This is a genomic window from Propionivibrio pelophilus DSM 12018 (assembly GCF_059569095.1).
On record NZ_JCANUT010000030.1, the window covers coordinates 23,496 to 44,860 of the forward strand.

The following is a 21,365-nucleotide window of genomic DNA, read 5'->3' on the forward strand; positions in this document are numbered from 1 at the left end:
AATCAGGCGACGTCGCGCTTGGCGCACATCAGTTCGGCTTCGGCGACGACTTCGCCGTCAACTTTCGCCTCGGCCTTGTATTTCCAGATACCGCGCATCTGACGCGCGATCTCGACGTGCAGGTGCAATTGATCGCCGGCGGTGACGGGCTTCTTGAAGCGCGCGTTGTCGATGCCGACGAAATAGAACACCGAGTTCTCGTCCGGCAGCGATCCCATCGTTTTGAAGGAGAGAATGCCGGCGGCTTGCGCCAGCGCTTCCATGATCAGCACGCCAGGCAGGACGGGATGGTGCGGGAAATGCCCGACGAAGAACGGCTCGTTGATCGTGATGTTCTTGTAGGCGTGGAGAAATTTCCCCGGCTCGAAGTCAACGACCCGATCCACGAGAAGGAACGGATAACGGTGGGGAAGATGCTTCAGTATTTCGTGAATATCCATCGTATTCAAGATGATTTCTCCAATGATTCGAGTTTTTTCTCGAGTTCAGACACCCGCTCGGCGAGCTTCGCGAGACGCTTGATTTGCGCCGCGTTCTGCAACCACTCGTCGTGCGGCTCCAAAGGGAAAATGCTGGTGTACTGGCCCGGCTGACGCAGACTCTTGGTCACCATCGTCCCGGCCGAGACGTGGACGTCATCGGCCAGTTCAAGGTGCCCGATGATCATCCCCGCCCCGCCAATCGTGCAACGCCGTCCGATGTGTGTACTCCCGGCGACGCCGACGCAGCCGGCCATCGCCGCGTGATCGCCGATGGTGACGTTGTGCGCAATCTGGATCTGGTTATCGAGCTTCACGCCATCACCGATCACCGTATCGTCCAGAGCGCCGCGGTCGATCGACGTATTCGCCCCGATCTCCACGTCGTCGCCGATAACCACGCGACCAATCTGGGGAATCTTGATCCAGCGCTCGCCGTCCTTGGCGAAGCCGAAGCCGTCGCTGCCGATCACCGCCCCCGCCTGTACGACAGCCCGCTTGCCGATCACGCAATCATGATAAACAACAACATTCGGATAAATGACCGAGTCGTCGCCGATCGAAACGCGGTCGCCAATCACGCAGCCCGGATAGAGGGTGACGTTCTCACCGATCATCGCATCGCGACCGATCACCACGTTCTCACCTACCCGCGCGGTCTCCGGGACTGGACTCTCGACAACGGCGCTGGGATGCACCCCTTGGGGGCGCACCTCCGGCGGATTCAGCAAGGCGACAACCCGCGCATAGTATGCGTAGGAATTCGGATGAACGATTTTCGGCAGATCGGTATCGCCCACAAACCTCGGCGGAACGATTACCGCGGAAGCCCGTGTGGACTGCAAGTGCTGCCGGTATTTCGGATTTGCCAGAAACGCGATCTGTCCCGCCTCTGCCGACGCCAAAGTACCGACCTGCGACACTTCGATCGACGGATCTCCGATAAGCTCGCCGCCCAGTTGCGCGACGATCTCGCCAAGGCGACGCCCAGCTTGCCTGACCACGTTGTTTACTTGCCGTTTTCGGTTGCCAGGGCTTTGATGATCTTTTCGGTGATATCGAGCCGCGGGCTCGCCCACACGACATCCTGGACGATCAGATCGTACTTCTCGGTTTCGGCCAGTTGCTTGATCGCCTTGTTGGCCTTCTCGATGATCGCCGCGTTTTCCTCGTTCTGACGGAGGTTGAGATCTTCACGGAACTCGCGCTGCTTGCGCTGGAATTCGCGCGACAGTTCGTTCAGCTCCTTCTCCTTGGCGCGCCGATCGGATTCCGTCATGGTCAGCGAATTCTTCTCCAGCGATTGTTGCATGCCCTGCAACTGCTTCGCCATGCCCTGAAGTTCCTGGTCGCGCCGCGAGAATTCGGCTTCGATCTTCTTGGCCGCTTTCACGGCAGCCGGTGCGTCACGGAAAATCCGCTGCGTATTGACGTAGCCGATTTTCACCCCCTCGTTCGCCGATACTTGCGACACCGGCAGCGCCACCATGAGCGCTGTCAAAACAGCAGCCAGTTTCGTTTTCAAACTGATTCTCCTAATTAAAACGTCGTTCCCAGCTGGAACTGGAAGCGCTGAATATTATCACCATCCTGCTTGTTCAGCGGCTGGGCAAAGCTGAACTTGAGCGGCCCGACAGGGGACAGCCAGGAAGCGGCCACCCCGACCGACATCCGGATCGGACCGCTGTCGTATACTTTTGAATCCGCAGTTGAATAACTACTGGCCACATCTGAATACACCTGGCCCGCATCGAAGAACGGACCGAAACGCATCGATCTATCCTTCCCGAACCCCGGCAAGGGCATCATGAGTTCGGCGTTAAAGATGACTCGCCTGGTACCCCCCAAGCGTACTTCATCGCCATCGGTCGGATCGATCTCGTACGGTCCAAGACTGGCGGAATCCCAGCCTCTAACGGAGCCCGTACCACCAGCATAGAAGTTCTTGAAGAAGGCGACATCCTGACCGCCCAGCCCCTTCGCATACCCCAGTTCACCGTTCAACATGAGCGTCATGTCCTTGGTGACCGGGAAAAAATGCTGACTTTGCAACGTCGCCTTGTAATAGCGCAAGTCGCCAGCCGGACTGACTTCGAACGTTGCGCGCTGATAGCTCCCCTTGGTCGGACTGATCGCACTGTCCTTCCCGTCACGAACCCACCCCACGGTCAGCGGAATGGAAAGATTGCCGCAAGTTGTAGCACCCTCACCGCAGAATTTTTCCATGAACCGGACGTATTGCAGAGGCGTTATCCTATCTTCCTCTTTAGCAGGATAAGCCTCCGTCGGATCAATCTCAACCTTGGTGTAGTCAATCGCCGCGCCAAAATTGATCGACTGCCTTTCGGCAATCGGAATCCCGAACTTTACTCCGCCCCCCGTCGATTCAGTCGTATAGACGTAACCGAGGGACGTGGGATCGCTCCTCCGGTGATAGACATCGAACCCCTGACTTACGCCATCAACGGTGAAATACGGGTTGTTGAAACTCAGACCGATTGCGCGATTGACTTTACCGGTGCCGACCTGAAGCGAGACGTACTTTCCACTGCCGAAGATGTTCGCCTGCGAGATGGATCCTGAAAGGATGACCTTTTCCGACTGGGAGTAGCCTGCGCCCAGCGTGATGTTACCGGTCGACTTCTCGGTGACGTTGTAATTGACATCGACCTGGTCGGTCGTCCCCGGAACCGGCAACGTTTCGACCGTCACTTCGGAGAAATAATCGGTCTTGTCGATCCGCTGCTTGCTCAGCTTGACCTTGTCGTCGTCATACCACGCACCTTCCATCTGACGACTTTCCTGGCGGACCACTTCGTCACGCGTCTTGGTATTGCCGCCGATATTGATCCGGCGAACGTAAACCCGCTTGCCCGGGTCGACAAAAACCGTGAAGGCGACCTGACGCTTTTCCTTATCCACTTCCGGCGCGGCATTCACGTTGGCAAACGCGTAACCCTTCGCGGAAAGTTTCTCGCTGATCGCCTTCGTGCTCTGATTGAGATTTTCACGGGAAAACACATCGCCGGCCTTGATCTGCATCGCCTTCCGGAAGTCCTCCTCCGGAAGAATCAGGTCACCGGCCAACTTGACCGACGAGACGATATAGCGCTCGCCTTCGGAAACACTGACCGTGATGTAGATGTTCTTTTTATCCGGACTGATCGAGACCTGCGTCGACTCGATATTGAAATCGAGAAAACCGCGGTTCAGGTAGTGAGAGCGCAACGATTCAAGGTCAGCAGACAACTTCTGCTTGGAATACTGATCGTTTTTCGTATACCAACTGATCCAGTTCGGTGTCTGCAACTGGAAAAGGTCGAGCAACTCCTTTTCCCTGAACGCGCTCGCGCCGACGATGTTGATCTGCTTGATCGACGCCGCGTCGCCCTCGTCGATGTTGAAGTTGATCGCAACCCGATTCCGCTCAAGGGGGGTGACCGTGGTCGTCACGGTCATCGAGTACTTGCCGCGGGTGAGATACTGGCGCTTCAGTTCCTGCTCGGCGCGCTCAAGCATTCCTCGGTCGAAAGAGCGGGACATCGCGAACCCCGCCTCTTTCAGCCCCTTGATCAACTGGTCCTTGTCGAACTCCTTGAGTCCGACGAAATCGATCTGCGCAATGGCCGGACGCTCTTCGACCACGACCACCACAACGGCCCCGTCAATTTCGATGCGCACGTCCTTGAAGAAGCCGGTGGCAAACAGCGATTTGATCGCTTGCGCCGCCTTTTCGTCCGTCATCGTGTCGCCGACCTTGACGGGCAGATAGCTGAATACGGTACCGGCCTCGGTGCGCTGTATCCCTTCGACCCGGATATCCTTGACGGTAAATGGTTCCAGCGCGCAGGCGGCGTTAACGAAAAGTGCTGCGATCGCACCAACGATCAGATTTCTCTTCATGGAGTCAACCGGGGATCAATCGAGTCAGGTCATTGTAGAAGGCAAACGCCATGAGCATCAGAAGCAAAGCCAATCCGACCTTTTGGCCGATCACCATGCATTGCTCCGGCAAGGGTCTGCCCCGTATGAATTCCGCGAGATAATACAGCAAATGCCCCCCATCCAGAACCGGAATGGGTAGCAAATTGAGGATTGCCAGGCTGATGCTGACAAGTGCCAGAAACTTGAGATACGGGCCGACACCGAGCTTGGCGGACTTCCCGGCATAGTCAGCAATGGTCACCGGCCCGCTGATGTTCTTCAGCGACAAAGAACCCGTCACCATCTTCGCCATCATCCGAAGGCTGAACACCGACTGATCCCAGGTTTCGGTTATTGCTTTTCCCAGTGCCGGAATGAAGCCATGGCGCACCGTCACAAAGAGAGCTGCCCTATCCCCGCCATCGTCGCGCACCGCCCCTCCGATCCGCCCGATTTTTTCGCCCTTGTCATCCAGCATCTCTCGGGGGGTGATGGCCAGCGTCTTGTACTGCTCCCCGCGCAGCACTTCGAGTTGCAGCGGGACATTTGCCGATAACCGAATCACCTGGACGAAATCCCTCCACGATTCGATCGATTTTCCATTGACCCCGGTTATCTCATCTCCCGCCAGGAGGCCGGCTGATTCAGCAGGACTTCCCGGACTGACGCTCCCCACGACAGGGCGAATAACGGGTTGAAAAAACCGGATTCCGAGCCGGGCAATCGGATCGTCACCTTCGGCACCCCGTGCGGCCGACAAATCGATGCGACGCCAGTTGATTTCGCTACGTGAGTTGATCACTTCAAGATCGATGGCATCATGCGTCACCGCCGACTTCAACAGTAGCCAGCGCATCTGCGACCACGTCTCAATCGGCTCACCACCGACCTTCATAACGCGATCACCGTTCTCCACCCCCGCGTGCGCCGCCGCACTGGTTGCCACGGGCGCCCCCAACACCGGCCTGAGTTCTTCGACGCCGACGATGAACAGGCCCCAGTAGACGATGACGGCGAGAAGCAGATTGGCCAACGGCCCAGCGGCGACGATCGCCATGCGTTTCCCGACGCTCTGTCGATTGAAACTGCGATGCACCTCGTGAGCGGGAACCTCGCCCTCGCTTTCGTCAAGCATTCTGACGTAACCACCAAGGGGAAACAGACCGATGGACCACTCGGTTCGATCTTTTCCAAATCGTCTGATCACAATGGGGCGACCAAATCCGATGGAGAACCGCAGCACCTTGACCCCTGCCCAACGGGCGACGAGGTAATGTCCCAATTCATGCACGACGATCAAAGCCCCCAACAACAGGGCAAAGGCCATCAGATAAAAGAGGAAACCGTTCATCTTCCGAGCAGTCGCTCGACGATCCCTGTTGACTTGGCTCTCGCCAGCGCATCGGAGGCAAGAACGTCATCAAGCGTATTCAGCGGCATCACCGGGGCCGCTTCGAGTGTTTCCGAAATCACCCGTGCGATGTCCGTGAAACGAATCTTGCGGTCGAGAAATGCCTCGACGGCGATCTCATTGGCGGCGTTCAACGTCGCGGGGCAATTCTGACCGACCTCGAGAGCACGATAGGCGAGTCCAAGACACGGGAATCGTTCGAAATCAGGACGTTCAAAATGCAAGGAGGCGATTTCAAACAGGTCGAGCGGCTTCACGCCGGCGTCAATCCGCTCCGGATAGGCCAACGCATGTGCTATCGGCGTGCGCATGTCCGGATTGCCCAATTCCGCCAGAACCGAACCGTCGATATATTGCACCAGAGAATGAATCACGCTCTGAGGATGAATAACAACCTGAATCCTGCTCGCCGGCACACCGAACAACCAGTGCGCCTCGATCATTTCCAACCCCTTGTTCATCATCGTCGCGGAATCGATCGATATTTTCCGCCCCATGCTCCAGTTGGGGTGCGCACAAGCCTGATCGGGGGTCACGACATCGAGGTCACCAGGTGCCGCATTGCGGAATGGTCCGCCGGACGCCGTCAGCAGGATTCCCTCGACACCGCACTCGCCCGGCCTACCGGAATAATTGGCGGGAAGCGACTGAAAAATGGCATTGTGCTCGCTGTCGATCGGCAACAGGACGGCGCCATGCTCACGAACCGAGCGCATGAAGACGGGCCCGGCCATGACCAGCGCTTCCTTGTTAGCCAGAAGAATCCGCTTGCCGGCAACCGCCGCTGCCAGCGTCGACGGCAAACCGGCCGCACCGACAATTGCGGCCATGACCGTATCGATCTCGGGTAGTTCGGCCATGCGAACGAGGGCGTCCGGACCGAACTCCACACGGGTCGGACACGACAACGCTTCGAGTCGGTCGCGCAAAACGTTCGCCAGTGACTCATCGCGAACAACCGCATAACGGGGGCGAAATTCCAGGCACTGTTCGAACAATCGGTCGACCTGGCGGTGAGCGCAAAGCGCCACCACCTCATAACGCCCCGGATGCCGCCGAATGACGTCGAGTGTATTGACACCGATCGACCCCGTCGAGCCGAGAACCGTAATCTTCTGAACCATCGGCGACCTCGCAATTAAAAGCTGACGTTGAACCAGATCAGCGCGACGAGCGGCAACGTTGAAGTAAGACTGTCGATCCTGTCCAGCACCCCGCCATGGCCTGGAAGCAAGTTGCTACTATCTTTCAATCCGGCTTGGCGCTTGAGCAACGACTCGAACAGGTCACCCACGATACTGGTGGCGGCCAACAGAATCAGCGATGCCACAAGCAACGGCAAACTGCCAGCCAATGCGCCCGGCAGTATCGATGGCATATAGATGCCATAGAGAACAACTGCCGCGCCGCCACCCACGGCACCTTCCCATGTTTTACCAGGGCTGATGGCTGGCGCCAGCTTATGCCGACCGAAAGCCCTACCGGTAAAGTAGGCGCCAGTATCGGCCAACCAGACCACAACCATGACAGAGAGCAGCCACAGACCACCGAACTGACGTAATTGCGTCAGCGCCGCCCAGAAAGGAAAGATCACCAAAACACCCGTCGCATAGCCGAGCAGGCGATTGGACAACGGCCAACGTCGATTCAACCAGACGGGTACGACCAACAACCAGAACACCGCCGCCGGCCAATAAAACCAGCGTCCGACTGCCTGTACCACAGCGGCATTCTGCCCCGCCAGCTCGGCAACAAACACCGAGGGGAACAGCAACCCAAGGGCTAAACAAATCGCGAAAGCGACCGCAGCGCTAATCACGCGCTCCCCCGGGGGGCGCCTCATCAGCGCGCCCCACTCCCAGAAGGCCATACCGGAAACCAGGGCCGTGCCCAACAACCATCCAGTGGGCGGCAAATAGAACAGTGCCCCGAGGAAAACGCCAAGCAGCACGATCGCGGTGATTATCCGCGCTTTAAGCATCGGTCTTTACTTTCCCGGGGCTTCCCGCGCCAGCAGGATGATCAGCCGCATCCGTTGCAGCGCTCAGTTGCTCGCTGGTACGGCCGAACCGACGCTCGCGCGATCTGAATGACGACAGCGCCTTGTCAAAGGAGGCCTTCCCGAATTCAGGCCAGAGAGTATCGGTGAAATACAACTCGGCGTAGGCCAACTGCCAGAGGAGGAAGTTGCTGATCCGCTCCTCCCCTCCGGTACGTATGAACAAGTCCGGCTCCGGTGCGTAGCTCATCGCGAGATAGGGTGCCAGATCCTCTTCCTCCCACTTTCCAGCCTCTTCCGGCTGGCTTTCAGCAAGACGATTCACGGCTTGAAGGATATCCCAGCGCCCTCCGTAATTGGCGGCGATGGTCAGCGTCAACTTGTCACATCCGGCGGTCTGCGCCTCGGATACGCGGATCAATTCCTGCAATTCCGGATCAAACCGCGAGAGATCGCCGATGACTCTCAAGCGAACACCATTCCGTGCAAGCTTGGACACCTCACCCCGCAAGGCACGGACGAACAATTGCATGAGCAGACCGACCTCCTCGGGAGGACGGCGCCAGTTCTCCGAGCTGAAGGCAAAAAGGGTGAGGTACTCTATGTGGTTGTCAAGGCAAAGCCTGACGACTTCGCGAACCGTCTCGACGCCTTTGGTGTGGCCGGCAAAGCGCGGGAGAAAGCGCTTTTTCGCCCACCGCCCATTGCCGTCCATGATGATCGCGATGTGCCGAGGAACATCGAAAATGTTCGGCACAATCCTCGTAGAACTGGAGAAAACCCCCATCAGCCGAATTCCTCCGGCCGCCTAGATGGCCATCAATTCGGTTTCTTTATGCGCGAAGAGTTTGTCCACTTCCGCGACAAACTTATCCGTCAGCTTCTGGATCTCATCCTGCGCACGGCGCTCTTCGTCTTCGGAACACTCTTTTTTCTTGAGCAGATCCTTCAGCGTCGCGTTCGCGTCCCGCCGCAGGTTACGCATTGCGACGCGAGCCCCTTCACATTCCTGCTTGACGACCTTGATGAGGTCGCGACGACGCTCCTCGGTAAGCGCCGGCATCGGAACTCGGATCAGATCCCCCTGCGACGAGGGATTCAACCCCAGGTCGGAGTCACGGATCGCTTTTTCGACCTTCTGCGCCATGCCTTTTTCCCAAGGCTGGACACCCAACGTTCTCGGGTCCAAGACGGTGATATTGGCCACCGTATTCACCGGAACCATCGAACCGTAATAATCAACTTGCACGTGGTCGAGCAGGCCAATGTGCGCACGACCAGTCCGGATCTTCGTCAGGTCCACGCGAAGCGCCTCCAGCGACTTCTGCATTTTGTGCTCGGCATTCTTTTTCACATCGGCAATCGACATTCCATTCTCCTCAGCAATACACCAACGTACCTTCGTTCTCACCAAGAACGACACGCTTCAGCGCACCGGCCTTGAAAATCGAGAACACATTGATCGGCAACTGGCGATCCCGACACAAGGCGAATGCGGTTGTATCCATCACCGCGAGATTACGCGAAATCGCTTCGTCGAAAGTAATCCGGTCGAAGCGCGTTGCAGCCGGATCCTTTTTCGGATCGGCCGTATAAATCCCGTCGACCTTGGTCGCCTTCAGAACGATCTCTGCTCCGATTTCCGCACCACGCAAAGCAGCCGCCGTATCAGTGGTGAAGAACGGATTACCGGTACCACCTGCAAAAATCACCGTACGCCCCTGTTCCAGGTAACGAATGGCGCGCCCGCGAATATAAGGTTCCACAACCTGCTCGATATTGAACGCCGACTGAACCCGCGCAACCATGCCGGCAACGCGCATGGCATCCTGCAAGGCCAGACCGTTCATTACCGTCGCCAACATTCCCATGTAGTCGGCCTGCGCCCGATCCATGCCGTTCGCCGCGGGGGCGACGCCACGGAAAATATTGCCGCCGCCGATGACGACACCCACCTGAACTCCCAGATCGACAACGCTCTTTACCTCAGCAACGATCTCGGAAATGGTTTGACGGTTGATTCCGTAGGAATCATTGCCCATCAATGCTTCGCCGGACAACTTGAGAAGAATCCGTCTGAACTTGGGGGTTTCGGTGGTATCGGTCATGTCGGCGTTTCTAGTAACAGTCGGTTAGTTCTTGGCCGCTGCAGCCGCTTGCGCAGCGACCTCGGCGGCGAAATCGTTGGAGCGCTTTTCAAGCCCCTCGCCGACCACATACAGCGTAAAGCCTGCAACCGATGCGCCCTTGGCCTTGAGCAACTGCTCCACCGTTTGTTTTCCGTCTTCCGCTTTCACGAAAACCTGAGCAAGCAGAGTCACATCCTTCAGATACTTCTGAACGGTACCCTCGGCGATTTTCTCCAGCATGGCTTCCGGCTTGTTGTCCGCACGCGCCTTTTCGATCGCGATGCGACGCTCGGTATCCAGCAACTCGGCGGGAACACCTGCTGCGTTCAACGCCTTCGGCTTGGAAGCCGCGATGTGCATGGCCAGATCCTTGCCGAGTTGCTCATCGCCACCAACGAGATCAAGCAGTACAGCGATCTTCGAGCCACCGTGCACATACGAAACGAGCTTCCCTTGAGCCTCGACGCGCACGAAACGACGAACCGACATGTTCTCGCCAATTTTGCCAACCAGCGCGGTACGGGTCGATTCGACGGTTCCCTCACCACAGGGCAGCGCCGACAGCGCAGCCACGTCAGCCGGATTCTGGGCCGACACGAGATCAGCACAAGCCTTCGTCAGGGCGATGAATTCGTCGTTCTTGGCAACGAAATCCGTTTCGCAATTGACTTCGACAATCGAGCCGAGTTTGCCGTCCGGCGAAATGCTGACCGCCACCAACCCTTCTGCAGTAATCCGGGCAGCGGCCTTGGTTGCCTTGTTTCCCAACTTCACGCGGAGAAGTTCTTCCGCCTTGCCCAAGTCCCCATCGGCTTCGGTCAAGGCTTTCTTGCACTCCATCATCGGCGCATCGGTCTTTGCGCGCAGTTCTGCCACCATGCTTGCGGTAATTGCCGCCATTTTTCTATCTCCACTTGCGGGCACGGCCGGAACCCCGGCCGCACCTTGTCTCAACAAAATATCGAATTCCCTCAATCAGAAGGAGGTCTACTCCGAATCGGATTCCTCGATAAACTCGTCATCCGATGTCGCAGCGATGATGTCCTCGACGAATTGACTACGGCCTTCGAGGATCGCGTCTGCGACACCACGTGCGTAAAGACGGATAGCGCTCGACGAATCGTCGTTTCCGGGGATAACGTAATCGATGCCTTCCGGATTGTGGTTGGTATCGACCACGGCAACAACCGGGATGCCCAGCTTGTTGGCTTCGGTGATGGCAATCTTGTGATACCCGACGTCGATGACAAAAAGCGCGTCAGGCAAATTGTTCATATCCTTGATACCGCCGATCGACTTCTCGAGCTTGACGAGTTCCCGTTGAACCATCAACGCCTCTTTCTTGCCAAGCTTCTCGAGCGAACCATCCTCGACCATGGCTTCCATTTCCTTGAGACGCTTGGTCGACTGCTTGACCGTCTTGAAGTTGGTCAGCATCCCGCCCAGCCAGCGCTGATCGACGAACGGCGAGTCACAACGCGACGCCTCTTCGGCAATGATTTCGCGGGACTGACGCTTCGTCCCGACAAAAAGGATCGTCCCCTTGTTCGACGCCAGCTTGCGCACGAAAGCCATGGCTTCGTTGTACTTCGCAAGGGTCTTTTCAAGATTGACGATATGGATCTTGCTCCGGGCACCAAAAATGTACGGAGCCATCTTGGGGTTCCAGAAGCGAGTCTGGTGCCCGAAATGGACACCCGCTTCCAGCATTTGACGCATTGTCACGGACATGAATTTATCTTCCTTTAAGGGTTAAACCACCACTCGCCAACCTACGCCCGATCCGGGCACCCTTGAATAGGCGAATGTGAGGATTTGGCAGACTCGATCGAACATCGCTATCGACCTACCGCGTCCTGCAACATAACAAGTTGCAGGACGCGGGATTTTACTACACACCGGGGAATTCAACAAACATGGAATGGAGTACCGTTGCGCCGTTACCATGAAAAACAGGCCCCACCGCAAAACGGTGGAGCCTGTTTCTGTAACGGATAAGCGCTGGATCAGCCCAACCGGGAGATGAAGTAGCCTGCGCAGACCGCCGTTCCGATAACCCCGGCAACGTTCGGCCCCATCGCATGCATCAGCAGGAAGTTGCCCTTGTCGTACTTGGCACCAACCACCTGCGAGACGCGCGCTGCCATCGGCACGGCGGAAACCCCCGCAGAACCGATCAGCGGGTTGATCGGGTTGTTCGGCGACAGCTTGTTCATCAGCTTGGCCAGCAACACCCCACCCGCCGTAGACACGGCAAACGCCACCACGCCGATACAGATGATCATCAGCGTTTTCGGACTGAGGAAGTTCGCCGCGTCCATGGTCAGACCCACCGACGTACCCAGGAAAATCGTCACGATGTTGATGATTTCGTTCTGGGAGGCCTTGGTCAGACGCTCGACGACACCCGATTCGCGCATGATGTTGCCGAGCATCAGCATGGCGATCAGCGGCGACGCCGGCGGAACCACCAGACACACGATCACCATGACCACGATGGCGAACAGGATCCGCTCGAGCTTGCCCACCGGGCGGAGCGTCTTCATGCGGATCTTCCGCTCGGCATCGGTGGTCAGCGCGGTCATGATCGGCGGCTGAATCAACGGCACCAGCGACATGTAGGTGTACGCCGCCACCGCGATCGGGCCAATCAGGTGGGCCGCCAGCTTGTTCGCCGTGAAGATTGAGGTCGGACCGTCAGCGCCACCAATGATCCCGATGGAGGCGCCCTCACCCGGCGTAAACACCCCGGTAGCGACCGCAACGAACATCGTGGCAAAAATGCCGAGCTGAGCCGCCGCACCGAGGAACAGGGTACGCGGATTGGCGATCAGCGGGCCGAAGTCGGTCAGTGCCCCCACGCCGAGGAAGATGATCGGCGGGAAGAGTTCCAGGTGAATCCCTTGCGAGATGTAGTAATACAACCCACCCGGAACGTGCACCAGGTTATCGACGAACGGCTCGTTCAACACCCCCATGGTCGGGATGTTGGCCAGCAGCGCACCAAAGGTGATCGGCAACAACAGCAACGGCTCATACTGCTTGACGATGGCGCAATAGAAGAGGACGGCGCAAACCGCCCACATCATGACCATTCCACCGGTAATCTGCGAGAACCCGGTGGTGGTGGTCATCATGATCCAGAATTGTTCAAAAATCCCAGTCATGGCGACCTAAAAAAAAAAGACCTGCCCTTCGGAAACGGCATCACCTTCCTTGACCAGGATCGCGGACACGGTTCCCGCTGCAGGCGCATAGATCGGCGATTCCATCTTCATGGCTTCGAGCACGACGAGTTCCTGATCGGCGGCAACCTGGTCACCCACGGCAACGCGGATCTTGAACACGGTTCCGGGCATCGGGCAGACCACTGCACCGGCGCCTGCAGCGACGGGCGCGGCAGCGACGGGTGCGGGAGCGGGGGCTGCGACGGGCGCCGCAGCCACAGGGGCCGGCGCGGGCGCCGCGGCCGCAGGAGCGGCTACCGGAGCAGCGCCGCCATCAGCGACTTCAACACAAACGTCGTAGGTTTTGCCTTCCAGCGTGATTCTGAGCTTTTTCATGATTGATTTTCCTTTTGACTGAAATCGGAGTAACTACTCAAATTTTGTGCGAAGAGTGATGGGCGGCCCTCCCGTGGATCGACCAGAGCGCATCCGAACTCCCTGTGGGACGGAACGAAACGACGGAAGCCGATGAACCGAACACCTCGTGCGCCGCGGCCGTCAGCAATACGAGAATTTTTTCCTGACTAAGACCGCCAGAAACCGCCGCCGGCGCCTTTGCCGCAGTCGCTGCTGCAGCCGGCTTCGGGGCCGGAGTTGGCGCCGCCTTGGCGGCCGCCGGCATGGCCTTGCCGTAATACTGGCTCGGCACGAAAGTCTTCAGACACCAGGACAGCAACAAAGTAAGAAGCGTAATCGAGCCAAGGACAGCGAAGACCACCAGCAGCCCCGTCGCCTGGAATTCGATGATCTCTCCCATCGTCGGCTTTTCGGAGAAGCCTCCCTTTTTGGCGGGTGCCTGCGTGGTCGCAACGGTCTGCTGGGCCACGCCGGGCTGGGCTGCCGCCGCGCCTTCTGCGCTGGCAAGTACCAGGACGTTTGATTGCGAAGAACTCATGGTAGGTAGATTCCCGTTAATGAAATTCGTGAAACAAGGGTTTGTGCCACATCCTCAAGCGTGAGAACTGCCACTCCGGCACGTGACGCCCGGAACATGCAGCTCTCAGCTTCGGCGTTTTCCTTACAGCGGAATCAGACCGTGCTTCTTCGGCGGACGCGTCACCCGCTTGGTCAGCGACAGACGCAGCGCCAAGGCGATCGTCGAACGTGTTTCGGACGGCGCGATGACGTCGTTGATCATTCCGTTTTCCGCTGCCTGATACGGCGAGGCAAACTCCTTGCGGTACTTGGCGATCAGTTCGGCTTCCTTGGCTTTCTTGTCCTCCGCCGCGTCGATTTCCTTCTTGTAGATGACGCGAACGGCACCTTCCGCCCCCATAACGGCAATTTCGGCAGTCGGCCAAGCGTAGACAAAATCAGCACCGAGGTCCTTCGAGCACATTGCCAGATAGGCACCGCCGTAGGACTTGCCAAGAATCATCGTAATCTTCGGCACGGTGGCGGCGGAGTAAGCGAAGAGCAACTTCGCACCGTGGCGGATGATACCGCCGCGCTCCTGCGCCAGACCGGGCATGAAGCCAGGCACGTTGACGAGGTTGACGATCGGGATATTGAACGCGTTGCAGAAGCGGATGAAACGCGCTCCCTTGTCCGACGAATCGACGTCAAGGACACCGGCCTTGAAAGTCGGCTGGTTGGCAAGAATACCGACGACCATGCCTTCGATCCGCGCAAAGCCGACCACCAGACTCTTGGCGAACTCGCGCATGACTTCGAAGAAGTCACCACCGTCAACCAGACGGGCGATGACCTTATAGGCATCGAGCGCCGACTTGACGCCTTCCGGCACCAGATCGTTCATTCCCTCGTCCTGCACCTTGGCGATAGACGTCGGAATATGGTGCGGCGGATCCTGCAGGTTGTTCGACGGGAGATACGACAGCAACTTGCGTGCAATCTCCAGGGCGTGCTTGTCGTCTTCGGCAATGAAGTGGATGTTGCCGCTGACCGAAGCGTGCGCTTCCGCCGTACCGAACATTTCGATCGGCGCTTCCTGGCCGGTAGCGGCCTTGATGACGTCTGGACCGCAGATGAACATCTGCGAGTTCTTGCGCGTCATGATCAGGAAGTCCATCAGTGCAGGGCTATACGCCGCACCGCCGGCACACGGCCCCGCGATGATGGCGATCTGCGGAACCAGACCCGACAACTCGACGTTACGATAGAAAACCTGGCCGTAACCGGACAGCGAGTGAACAGCTTCCTGAATACGCGCACCGCCGGAGTCGTTGATGGCGACGACCGGAACCCCGAGGTTCGCTGCCGTATCCATCATGTCGCAAATCTTCTTGGCGTGCATGCGGCCCAGCGATCCACCGGAAACGGTGAAATCCTGCGAGAACGCTGCAACAGGACGGCCATCGATCTGACCGAGACCGGTAATCACACCGTCGCCCGGAAGGACTTTCCCCTTCAACTCAGCGGTCTGGTGATTGACGTGCGCCCCGGACTCCTGGAAGGACTCCTTGTCATAAAGACCTTCGATCCGCTCACGTGCGGTCAGCTGCCCTTTTTGATGACGCTTCGCGAGTTTATCGGCGCCGCCACCAAGACTTACTGCTTTGCGACGCTCGTTCAACTCATCTAGTAGTTCCTTGCGTATTGCCATAAACGCTCCTTAGTCCCTTGGCCTGCTTCTAGGTTATGAAAAACCGCAATCCCCAAACGAACAATACGGGGAAAAATCCAACGATTCCTTTATTGCCGCCGAGTGGAACTATCCCATCGAATTAGCGTCAACTAAATTGTGGGAATCCGACATATCAACTGAAAAGCAGCAAGAAACGCGACAAAAAAACGCCCGCAACCAAGCTTTCAGTCCACACCTCGGACCATGTCTTGTACGTCTGAAAACCCTTCAATGCCAAGAAAAAATATTCCGGCACGGGCAAATTCTCAGAGGTACAAGAAGTCGATCGGCAAAGCCGTAAGTTTATGGCGCCCACCCTTCACAGTCAATCGAGAAACGGATTCACGAGAGAAATTCGTTGCACAATTGGCACGCCCTTGGCGCTGTGCGGGGCGAAAAATCCGACTCGAAATGCAGCCGAAAACACCGTCTCGACGACTGGAAAACATCACGCCGCTCCCCGCTACGCAGCCTTTCTGAAGAGCGAGGCAATCCATTCCCTCTGTGCCGACCTGCGACGCGACTCAACCAGGTATGTGCGGATTTTTTCCCGCACCAGCGACAGCGGCTGCTCGCTCTCAGACTGAATGGAAATACAATCGATTATGTGAAACCCCATCGGCGATTCGACCACACGCGACAACTCGCCGGCCTGCATGGCAAAGGCCGTCCGCTCCAGCTCCGAATACAACTGTCCTTTTTCTACTGCACCAAGCATGCCACCGTTCATGGCTGTCGTGCATTCGGAGTATTTCATCGCCAGCTCTGCGAAACGGTGCGGCGATTTCAACAGTCGCGCCCGCACGTTGTCGATCCTGCGCCGCGCGGAAGCCCGGTCATTTCCCCTCAACGTGTCGTTGATTGTTACGAGAATATGGCGCAACGTCCGGTTCTCCGGTCGACGAAATCGTTCCCGGTGCATCAAATAAAAGATCTCGATATCGGTCTCGCCGACGTCGACAATCCGGCTGGCCACGCGGTCCAGAACCGCGTCAAACTTCAGGTCGCGCTCGACCGCGTCGATCAGTTCCTCCTGATCCATTCCCGAATTTTCCAGATCGGAAAGAAACTCATCTTCCGAAGCATAGCGCCCACGGATTTCCGACAGCGCCTGAGCCAGCGATGATTCCGGAAGCACGACCTGAGCCGCTTCGGAAGAAGCCAGAATACGCTGCTCGATGCGCTGTTGACGGGACGCGACCGAATCCACTCGTTTCCGCTCGAACGGCTCCAGGGAAGCAGGCGGTTTGTGGAATAGTTCCTGAGACAACTTGAGCGCAAGGTAGGGATTAACTTCAGGCATGATTCAACTCCGACAGTGAAGCAAGCGCCGATTCCGGCACGGCAAGCGTGCGGCCCGGCAGACAATCAAAATGGACGTGATAACAAATGGCGTCTTGCTCGCGCACCACGCGCAATATTTCTCCAAACGATCCGCGGGGAACGCGCACTTCGTTACCGAGCGAGAGAATTCGCGCCGCCGCGATCTTTTCGCGACTTTCAAACGCGCTCGGAATCCAGGACTCATCGCCCCCGATCAGCTCTTCTTCGCGGCAGCCGACCATCCGATCGGCGTCCAGAAAATGAACGGTGTAAATGACCTGCGCGCCGAGAAATGTTCCGACATCGATCACCGTGCCGACGCTACCCCGGCGAATCAGCAGCGCGCCCATCGCCTCGCCCGCGAACGTTCCATCGTTCCGCAGGTTGCGGGTCACCCGCACCTCATCACCGAGATCCCACCGCGTCAGCATGCGCGCCTCGCTCGCCCGATGGCTGACAGCGGCACCGTGGCTATGCCGGCCGCGCGCTTATGGACGCTAAAGACCTTTTCAGTCAACGCATCCGAATGCACGAAATCGTCGTAGGCCCTGGCGAGACAGGCGCGATACTCTTCGAACGTCACGCCGGATCTGTTGCGCAGATAGTCGTGAAACCGCTGCAATATGTGCAACCGCGCGACGATGACGACCTCTGGGTCGAAATCGATTCCGAAGAATTCAAGAAACTCCTCTGCCGACTCGAGCCTCTCCATTTCCTGCCGAAAATCGGTTTCCATAACTCCTCCAAATCAACCAAAAGCAGCAACCAGCCCACGAGATACGCAAGAATGATTCGCAGAGCTTCTCAAGGTATTAAGCATCTGCAACAGATCCTGCGTCGAAGGCGGACGTTTTTTCTCCTCGACAAACCCTCGGACGACCGACAACAACGCGTCCGACTCATCCTCGCCAACAACCTCGCCCAAAGCACCAAAGACTGCTTGCACTCCACTCTTTCCGGAATGCTTGCCGAGCACGAAGCGATGCTGCCGCCCGAGAATGCGTGGATCGAACCCCTGGTAATTGTCGGGATGCTTGAGCAGACCATCGATATGCACGCCGGCTTCGTGGGTGAAGACCCCCTCGCCGACGACGCTTTTTTGCCATCCCACCGGACGGCCGGACGCACTGGCAACCAGTTGGGAAATAGAGAGAAAGCCGTCGAGGCTGATCCCGGCGTCGATGCCATAACAACGCGACAGTCCGAGCACCACTTCTTCCAGTGGCGCGTTACCCGCTCGCTCGCCCAACCCGTTGACGGTCGTATTGACATGGGTCGCACCGGACCGGATGGCCGCCAGCGTATTAGCCGTGGCCAGCCCGAGATCGTCATGGGCATGCATCTCAATTTCGAGATCCGTCCGCGCACGCAGCCAGCCGATGCGTTCGGCGACCATGAAGGGATCGAGTACGCCGAGCGTATCGGCGAACCGGATACGACGCGCGCCCGCCCGCTGAGCGGCGTCGGCAATCTGCGCCAGGAAATCCGGATCGGCGCGCGAAGCATCTTCGGCACCGATGCAGACCTCGACGCCTCGCTCGAGGGCACTTGCCACATGGCGACCGAGGTTGCCAAGCAGCCATGCGCGGTCGCGGCGCAATTTGTAGGCGAGGTGCTGGTCCGAGGAAGGCACCGAGATATCGACGCAATGCACGCCGACATTGCAGGATGCCCGGATATCGGCTTCACTCATCCGGCTCCAGACCATCAACCGGGCGGAGAGGCCGAGCGAGGCTACAGCGCGAATACTCTCGCACTCGGCTACGCCCATGGCCGGGATGCCGATCTCCATCTCCGGGACGCCAAGTGCATCCAGCTGACGGGCAATGGCGATTTTTTCCTCGACGCTGAACGCCACGCCTGCCGATTGTTCGCCATCGCGCAGCGTCGTATCGTTGATGACAACCGGTGTAAGTGCAGTTTCAGACATTGCGGCCTCCTGTCACCGCAAAAGCAATTCCAATGCCTGAAAACAAAAGCCTTATATTTCAGCCAACTACACAACCCCTCAAGGCTGCAATCCGCGCCGGTTTGGTGCAAAACGCACAAAATGATCCGAATGCGACAGTGCGAAAACGGGGTTGTATGGTTTCAACCGCACCATCATGGCCCTACAATTGCCTCTTCCAAAAGTCTTGAAGCGTTCAGAACGAACAGCATGATCGATACGAATGAATGAAGAGCGCAACGCCCCCTCGGCATCAGTTGCTGACACCCGGCGAAGCGAACCTGCCTCGATAAGCAGCCAGGTACACCGCCAGTTACGCAACGCCATCATTCGCGGAGAAATCACCCCGGGCGTCGCGCTTTCCGAATCCGAGATCGCCCGTCAATACCAGACGAGCCGGCAACCGGTGCGCGAGGCCTTCATCAAGCTGGCGGAAGAGCGTCTGGTGAGCATTCTTCCGCAGCGCGGCACCTTCGTCGTCAAGATATCGGTCGCCGACGTGCTCGACGCACGTTTCGTCCGCGAAGCGATCGAAATCGCCGTGGCTCGCGAAGCCGCGACATCCGCGCCACTTTCTGCGATCAAGGAACTAAGGACCCTGATCGACCGGCAGAGTTTGCTGGAGCATGGACACAACGACGAATTCCTCGCGCTCGACGAGGAATTTCACCGTACGATCGCCCTCTCCGTGGGACGCGCCCACGCCTGGCGGGTTATCGAAGGCATCAAGGCGCAGATGGACCGCATCCGTTACATCAGCCTTGACGCCGCGACCCCCATCGCGCTGATCATCGAACAGCACAAACGGATCGTCGACGGCATCGAGGCGGGTGATCCGACGATTGCCGCGGCGGCGATGCGCAGCCACCTGCGGGAGATCACCCTGTCCCTCCCCGACATCGCCGGGCGCTTCCCGGAGATGTTCGAGAAGGAATAATCAAGCAACGTCGGATTACGCAGCCGACCGCCCGGCGAGCGTCAAGACCTCGGCCCAGACGCCGTCATCGACGACGATGCCATTGGCCCGGTGCTCACCCCGGATGCGCAATGTCGACTGCCCCGGATAAAGGACTTCCTTGCTGTTCTCGGCGGGGATCGACGAATTAACGTAGTCGGCGACGCTGTCCGCCACTTTGTCCGTAAATTCTTCGCCACCGAACTGACGCGGGTCGAAGACGATGAACACCTGCGAACACCCGGTGCAACTGCCTTTCCCGACCGCATCGATCTGGTTGGTCGGCAGCCCCTCGGAAAGAACGGCTGCCAAGGTATCGAGGAGAATGGCAAAGCCCGAGCCTTTCCAGTACCCCGTCGGCAGGATGCGCATGGACTGCTCGATCGGCCCCGGCTCGGACGTCAGATTGCCGTCCTTGTCGAACCCGCCCGGATAGGGCAGCGTGGCTCCTTTGAGGCGCGTCACCTGCAGTTTTCCGTAGGAATACTGCGACATCGCCATGTCCAGAACGATATTCCCCTTCTTGCGTGGCACGGCCATCACAAAGGGGTTGTTCCCCAGTCGGGCATTCTTCCCGCCCCAGGCGGGCATGCAGGATTCCGTATTCGTCCAGCTGACCGCCACGAATCCCTTGTCTGCCGCGTGCCAGCCGTACGTACCGCCACGCATCCAGTGGGTCGTATTGCGCAGCGTCACGATCCCGACCCCCTGCTGTGCGGCAATGGCCATCGCGCGCTCGGTGGCAAACAGCGCGTTCAGGATCCCCGGCCCGGTATGCCCGTCGTAGATTTCGATGACGCCGAGCTCCTTGACGATCGTCGGCCGCGCCTTGGCATCCACCCAGCCGCGGTTGAGATAGTCGACAAAACGGGCCACACGGTTCAGGCCGTGCGAATAAATCCCGTCGCAGCTCGACTCGGTGTGGATCCGCGCGCAGGTGCGGGCGTCTGCCTCATCCATCCCTGCCCGGACGAAAGCCTCGGTGACCACTTCGTACACCGTTTCAAAAGGAATGCGTGCCATCAGTCTTCTCCAGAATTCAAACGCTCAAATGTGCCGATCACCAGTGAGGTAGGTCGTCAACCGTAGAGTCCAACGGGTTAAGCGGCTATCTGTTTTGCATGGTATTGCTGGGTGAATTGTGCCGGCGACAGATAGCCCAGTCTCGCCTGCTTACGAATTCGGTTGTAGAAGATTTCAATGTACTCGGTGATTTCCTGCCGGGCCTGTGTGCGCGTAGTAAAGCGCCTGTGATGCACCAACTCGTTTTTCAGGGAACCCCAGAAACTCTCCATCGGCGCGTTGTCCCAACAATTGCCCTTGCGGCTCATGGAAGCTTGCATGCCGAATTGTTGCAGTTGCTTTCGATAAGCGTGGGCGCAG

At 58.0% G+C, this 21,365-nt stretch carries 23 protein-coding genes; 1 reads left to right on the forward strand and 22 read right to left on the reverse strand.

Features of this window, described 5'->3' with window-relative positions; genetic code table 11:
* Positions 1 to 2 precede the first annotated feature (2 nt).
* The 20 genes from fabZ to nifV all read right to left on the reverse strand — a co-directional run bounded on the left by fabZ (position 3) and on the right by nifV (position 19,009).
* Positions 3 to 440: a 3-hydroxyacyl-ACP dehydratase FabZ gene (gene fabZ, locus BO74_RS12800; protein ID WP_305075155.1), complete on the reverse strand. Its 438-nt coding sequence runs from the start codon at positions 438 to 440 to the stop codon at positions 3 to 5.
* 5 nt (positions 441 to 445) lie between these two features.
* On the reverse strand, positions 446 to 1,483 hold the full coding sequence (gene lpxD, locus BO74_RS12805) for a UDP-3-O-(3-hydroxymyristoyl)glucosamine N-acyltransferase (protein ID WP_496442780.1): 1,038 nt from the start codon (positions 1,481 to 1,483) through the stop codon (positions 446 to 448).
* Positions 1,484 to 1,488: 5 nt separating this feature from the next.
* Positions 1,489 to 2,004, reverse strand: coding sequence for an OmpH/Skp family outer membrane protein (locus BO74_RS12810; RefSeq protein ID WP_442956721.1), 516 nt, complete (start codon positions 2,002 to 2,004; stop codon positions 1,489 to 1,491).
* Positions 2,005 to 2,018: 14 nt separating this feature from the next.
* Positions 2,019 to 4,382 carry an outer membrane protein assembly factor BamA gene (gene bamA / locus BO74_RS12815; protein WP_496442760.1) on the reverse strand — a complete coding sequence of 788 codons (2,364 nt, stop codon included), beginning with the start codon at positions 4,380 to 4,382 and terminating at the stop codon, positions 2,019 to 2,021.
* 4 nt (positions 4,383 to 4,386) lie between these two features.
* Positions 4,387 to 5,754 (reverse strand): RIP metalloprotease RseP, encoded by a 1,368-nt coding sequence (gene rseP, locus BO74_RS12820; RefSeq protein WP_496442761.1) that lies wholly within the window; start codon positions 5,752 to 5,754, stop codon positions 4,387 to 4,389.
* The gene (gene ispC / locus BO74_RS12825) at positions 5,751 to 6,938 is read right to left on the reverse strand and encodes a 1-deoxy-D-xylulose-5-phosphate reductoisomerase (protein ID WP_496442762.1); all 1,188 of its coding nucleotides are present in this window, start codon (positions 6,936 to 6,938) and stop codon (positions 5,751 to 5,753) included. The genes rseP and ispC overlap by 4 nt, the downstream gene beginning before the upstream one ends.
* Before the next feature lie 14 nt (positions 6,939 to 6,952).
* Positions 6,953 to 7,795 (reverse strand): phosphatidate cytidylyltransferase, encoded by an 843-nt coding sequence (locus BO74_RS12830; RefSeq protein ID WP_496442763.1) that lies wholly within the window; start codon positions 7,793 to 7,795, stop codon positions 6,953 to 6,955.
* Positions 7,788 to 8,600, reverse strand: coding sequence for a polyprenyl diphosphate synthase (gene uppS, locus BO74_RS12835; protein WP_496442764.1), 813 nt, complete (start codon positions 8,598 to 8,600; stop codon positions 7,788 to 7,790). Before uppS ends, BO74_RS12830 begins: the two co-directional genes overlap by 8 nt.
* A gap of 21 nt (positions 8,601 to 8,621) precedes the next feature.
* Positions 8,622 to 9,182, reverse strand: a complete 561-nt coding sequence (frr, locus tag BO74_RS12840) for a ribosome recycling factor (protein WP_496442765.1) — start codon at positions 9,180 to 9,182, stop codon at positions 8,622 to 8,624.
* Between the two features lie 10 nt (positions 9,183 to 9,192).
* The gene (pyrH, locus tag BO74_RS12845) at positions 9,193 to 9,921 is read right to left on the reverse strand and encodes a UMP kinase (RefSeq protein ID WP_496442766.1); all 729 of its coding nucleotides are present in this window, start codon (positions 9,919 to 9,921) and stop codon (positions 9,193 to 9,195) included.
* 24 nt (positions 9,922 to 9,945) lie between these two features.
* Complete coding sequence (gene tsf / locus BO74_RS12850; RefSeq protein WP_496442767.1) at positions 9,946 to 10,842, reverse strand: translation elongation factor Ts; 897 nt, start codon at positions 10,840 to 10,842, stop codon at positions 9,946 to 9,948.
* 87 nt (positions 10,843 to 10,929) lie between these two features.
* Positions 10,930 to 11,673: a 30S ribosomal protein S2 gene (rpsB, locus tag BO74_RS12855; RefSeq protein ID WP_496442768.1), complete on the reverse strand. Its 744-nt coding sequence runs from the start codon at positions 11,671 to 11,673 to the stop codon at positions 10,930 to 10,932.
* A 275-nt stretch (positions 11,674 to 11,948) separates the two neighbouring features.
* Complete coding sequence (locus tag BO74_RS12860; RefSeq protein ID WP_496442769.1) at positions 11,949 to 13,079, reverse strand: sodium ion-translocating decarboxylase subunit beta; 1,131 nt, start codon at positions 13,077 to 13,079, stop codon at positions 11,949 to 11,951.
* Positions 13,080 to 13,115: 36 nt separating this feature from the next.
* Complete coding sequence (locus BO74_RS12865) at positions 13,116 to 13,505, reverse strand: biotin/lipoyl-containing protein (protein WP_496442770.1); 390 nt, start codon at positions 13,503 to 13,505, stop codon at positions 13,116 to 13,118.
* A gap of 37 nt (positions 13,506 to 13,542) precedes the next feature.
* Positions 13,543 to 13,995: a hypothetical protein gene (locus BO74_RS12870; protein WP_496442771.1), complete on the reverse strand. Its 453-nt coding sequence runs from the start codon at positions 13,993 to 13,995 to the stop codon at positions 13,543 to 13,545.
* A gap of 192 nt (positions 13,996 to 14,187) precedes the next feature.
* A complete protein-coding gene (locus BO74_RS12875) occupies positions 14,188 to 15,735 on the reverse strand; it encodes an acyl-CoA carboxylase subunit beta (RefSeq protein WP_496442772.1) in 1,548 nt (515 codons plus the stop codon).
* 484 nt (positions 15,736 to 16,219) lie between these two features.
* Positions 16,220 to 17,059: a nitrogen fixation protein NifM gene (gene nifM / locus BO74_RS12880; protein ID WP_496442773.1), complete on the reverse strand. Its 840-nt coding sequence runs from the start codon at positions 17,057 to 17,059 to the stop codon at positions 16,220 to 16,222.
* The gene (locus tag BO74_RS12885) at positions 17,052 to 17,510 is read right to left on the reverse strand and encodes a nitrogen fixation protein NifZ (protein WP_496442774.1); all 459 of its coding nucleotides are present in this window, start codon (positions 17,508 to 17,510) and stop codon (positions 17,052 to 17,054) included. The genes nifM and BO74_RS12885 overlap by 8 nt, the downstream gene beginning before the upstream one ends.
* Complete coding sequence (gene nifW / locus BO74_RS12890) at positions 17,504 to 17,815, reverse strand: nitrogenase-stabilizing/protective protein NifW (RefSeq protein WP_496442775.1); 312 nt, start codon at positions 17,813 to 17,815, stop codon at positions 17,504 to 17,506. The genes BO74_RS12885 and nifW overlap by 7 nt, the downstream gene beginning before the upstream one ends.
* Positions 17,816 to 17,827: 12 nt before the next feature.
* Positions 17,828 to 19,009: a homocitrate synthase gene (gene nifV / locus BO74_RS12895; protein WP_496442776.1), complete on the reverse strand. Its 1,182-nt coding sequence runs from the start codon at positions 19,007 to 19,009 to the stop codon at positions 17,828 to 17,830.
* A gap of 241 nt (positions 19,010 to 19,250) precedes the next feature.
* Here nifV and BO74_RS12900 point away from each other — a divergent pair, with 241 nt between their 5' ends.
* Entirely contained in the window at positions 19,251 to 19,964 is a 714-nt protein-coding gene (locus BO74_RS12900; protein WP_496442777.1) for a GntR family transcriptional regulator, read from the forward strand.
* 15 nt (positions 19,965 to 19,979) lie between these two features.
* Here the strand turns inward: BO74_RS12900 and yiaK are convergent, their stop codons facing one another.
* Positions 19,980 to 21,005: a 3-dehydro-L-gulonate 2-dehydrogenase gene (yiaK, locus tag BO74_RS12905; protein WP_496442778.1), complete on the reverse strand. Its 1,026-nt coding sequence runs from the start codon at positions 21,003 to 21,005 to the stop codon at positions 19,980 to 19,982.
* 77 nt (positions 21,006 to 21,082) lie between these two features.
* The coding region (locus tag BO74_RS12910; protein WP_496442779.1) for an IS3 family transposase at positions 21,083 to 21,365 on the reverse strand (283 nt) is incomplete at its 5' end.

What these genes read in the sequence shown, in the direction of transcription:
- fabZ (WP_305075155.1), bottom strand. Translation starts at nt 440, where the DNA reads ATGGATATTCACGAAATACTGAAGCATCTTCCCCACCGTTATCCGTTC.
- bamA (WP_496442760.1), bottom strand. Translation starts at nt 4,382, where the DNA reads ATGAAGAGAAATCTGATCGTTGGTGCGATCGCAGCACTTTTCGTTAAC.
- rseP (WP_496442761.1), bottom strand. Translation starts at nt 5,754, where the DNA reads ATGAACGGTTTCCTCTTTTATCTGATGGCCTTTGCCCTGTTGTTGGGG.
- ispC (WP_496442762.1), bottom strand. Translation starts at nt 6,938, where the DNA reads ATGGTTCAGAAGATTACGGTTCTCGGCTCGACGGGGTCGATCGGTGTC.
- BO74_RS12830 (WP_496442763.1), bottom strand. Translation starts at nt 7,795, where the DNA reads ATGCTTAAAGCGCGGATAATCACCGCGATCGTGCTGCTTGGCGTTTTC.
- uppS (WP_496442764.1), bottom strand. Translation starts at nt 8,600, where the DNA reads ATGGGGGTTTTCTCCAGTTCTACGAGGATTGTGCCGAACATTTTCGAT.
- frr (WP_496442765.1), bottom strand. Translation starts at nt 9,182, where the DNA reads ATGTCGATTGCCGATGTGAAAAAGAATGCCGAGCACAAAATGCAGAAG.
- pyrH (WP_496442766.1), bottom strand. Translation starts at nt 9,921, where the DNA reads ATGACCGATACCACCGAAACCCCCAAGTTCAGACGGATTCTTCTCAAG.
- tsf (WP_496442767.1), bottom strand. Translation starts at nt 10,842, where the DNA reads ATGGCGGCAATTACCGCAAGCATGGTGGCAGAACTGCGCGCAAAGACC.
- rpsB (WP_496442768.1), bottom strand. Translation starts at nt 11,673, where the DNA reads ATGTCCGTGACAATGCGTCAAATGCTGGAAGCGGGTGTCCATTTCGGG.
- BO74_RS12860 (WP_496442769.1), bottom strand. Translation starts at nt 13,079, where the DNA reads ATGATGACCACCACCACCGGGTTCTCGCAGATTACCGGTGGAATGGTC.
- BO74_RS12865 (WP_496442770.1), bottom strand. Translation starts at nt 13,505, where the DNA reads ATGAAAAAGCTCAGAATCACGCTGGAAGGCAAAACCTACGACGTTTGT.
- BO74_RS12875 (WP_496442772.1), bottom strand. Translation starts at nt 15,735, where the DNA reads ATGGCAATACGCAAGGAACTACTAGATGAGTTGAACGAGCGTCGCAAA.
- nifM (WP_496442773.1), bottom strand. Translation starts at nt 17,059, where the DNA reads ATGCCTGAAGTTAATCCCTACCTTGCGCTCAAGTTGTCTCAGGAACTA.
- BO74_RS12885 (WP_496442774.1), bottom strand. Translation starts at nt 17,510, where the DNA reads ATGCTGACGCGGTGGGATCTCGGTGATGAGGTGCGGGTGACCCGCAAC.
- nifW (WP_496442775.1), bottom strand. Translation starts at nt 17,815, where the DNA reads ATGGAAACCGATTTTCGGCAGGAAATGGAGAGGCTCGAGTCGGCAGAG.
- nifV (WP_496442776.1), bottom strand. Translation starts at nt 19,009, where the DNA reads ATGTCTGAAACTGCACTTACACCGGTTGTCATCAACGATACGACGCTG.
- BO74_RS12900 (WP_496442777.1), top strand. Translation starts at nt 19,251, where the DNA reads ATGAATGAAGAGCGCAACGCCCCCTCGGCATCAGTTGCTGACACCCGG.
- yiaK (WP_496442778.1), bottom strand. Translation starts at nt 21,005, where the DNA reads ATGGCACGCATTCCTTTTGAAACGGTGTACGAAGTGGTCACCGAGGCT.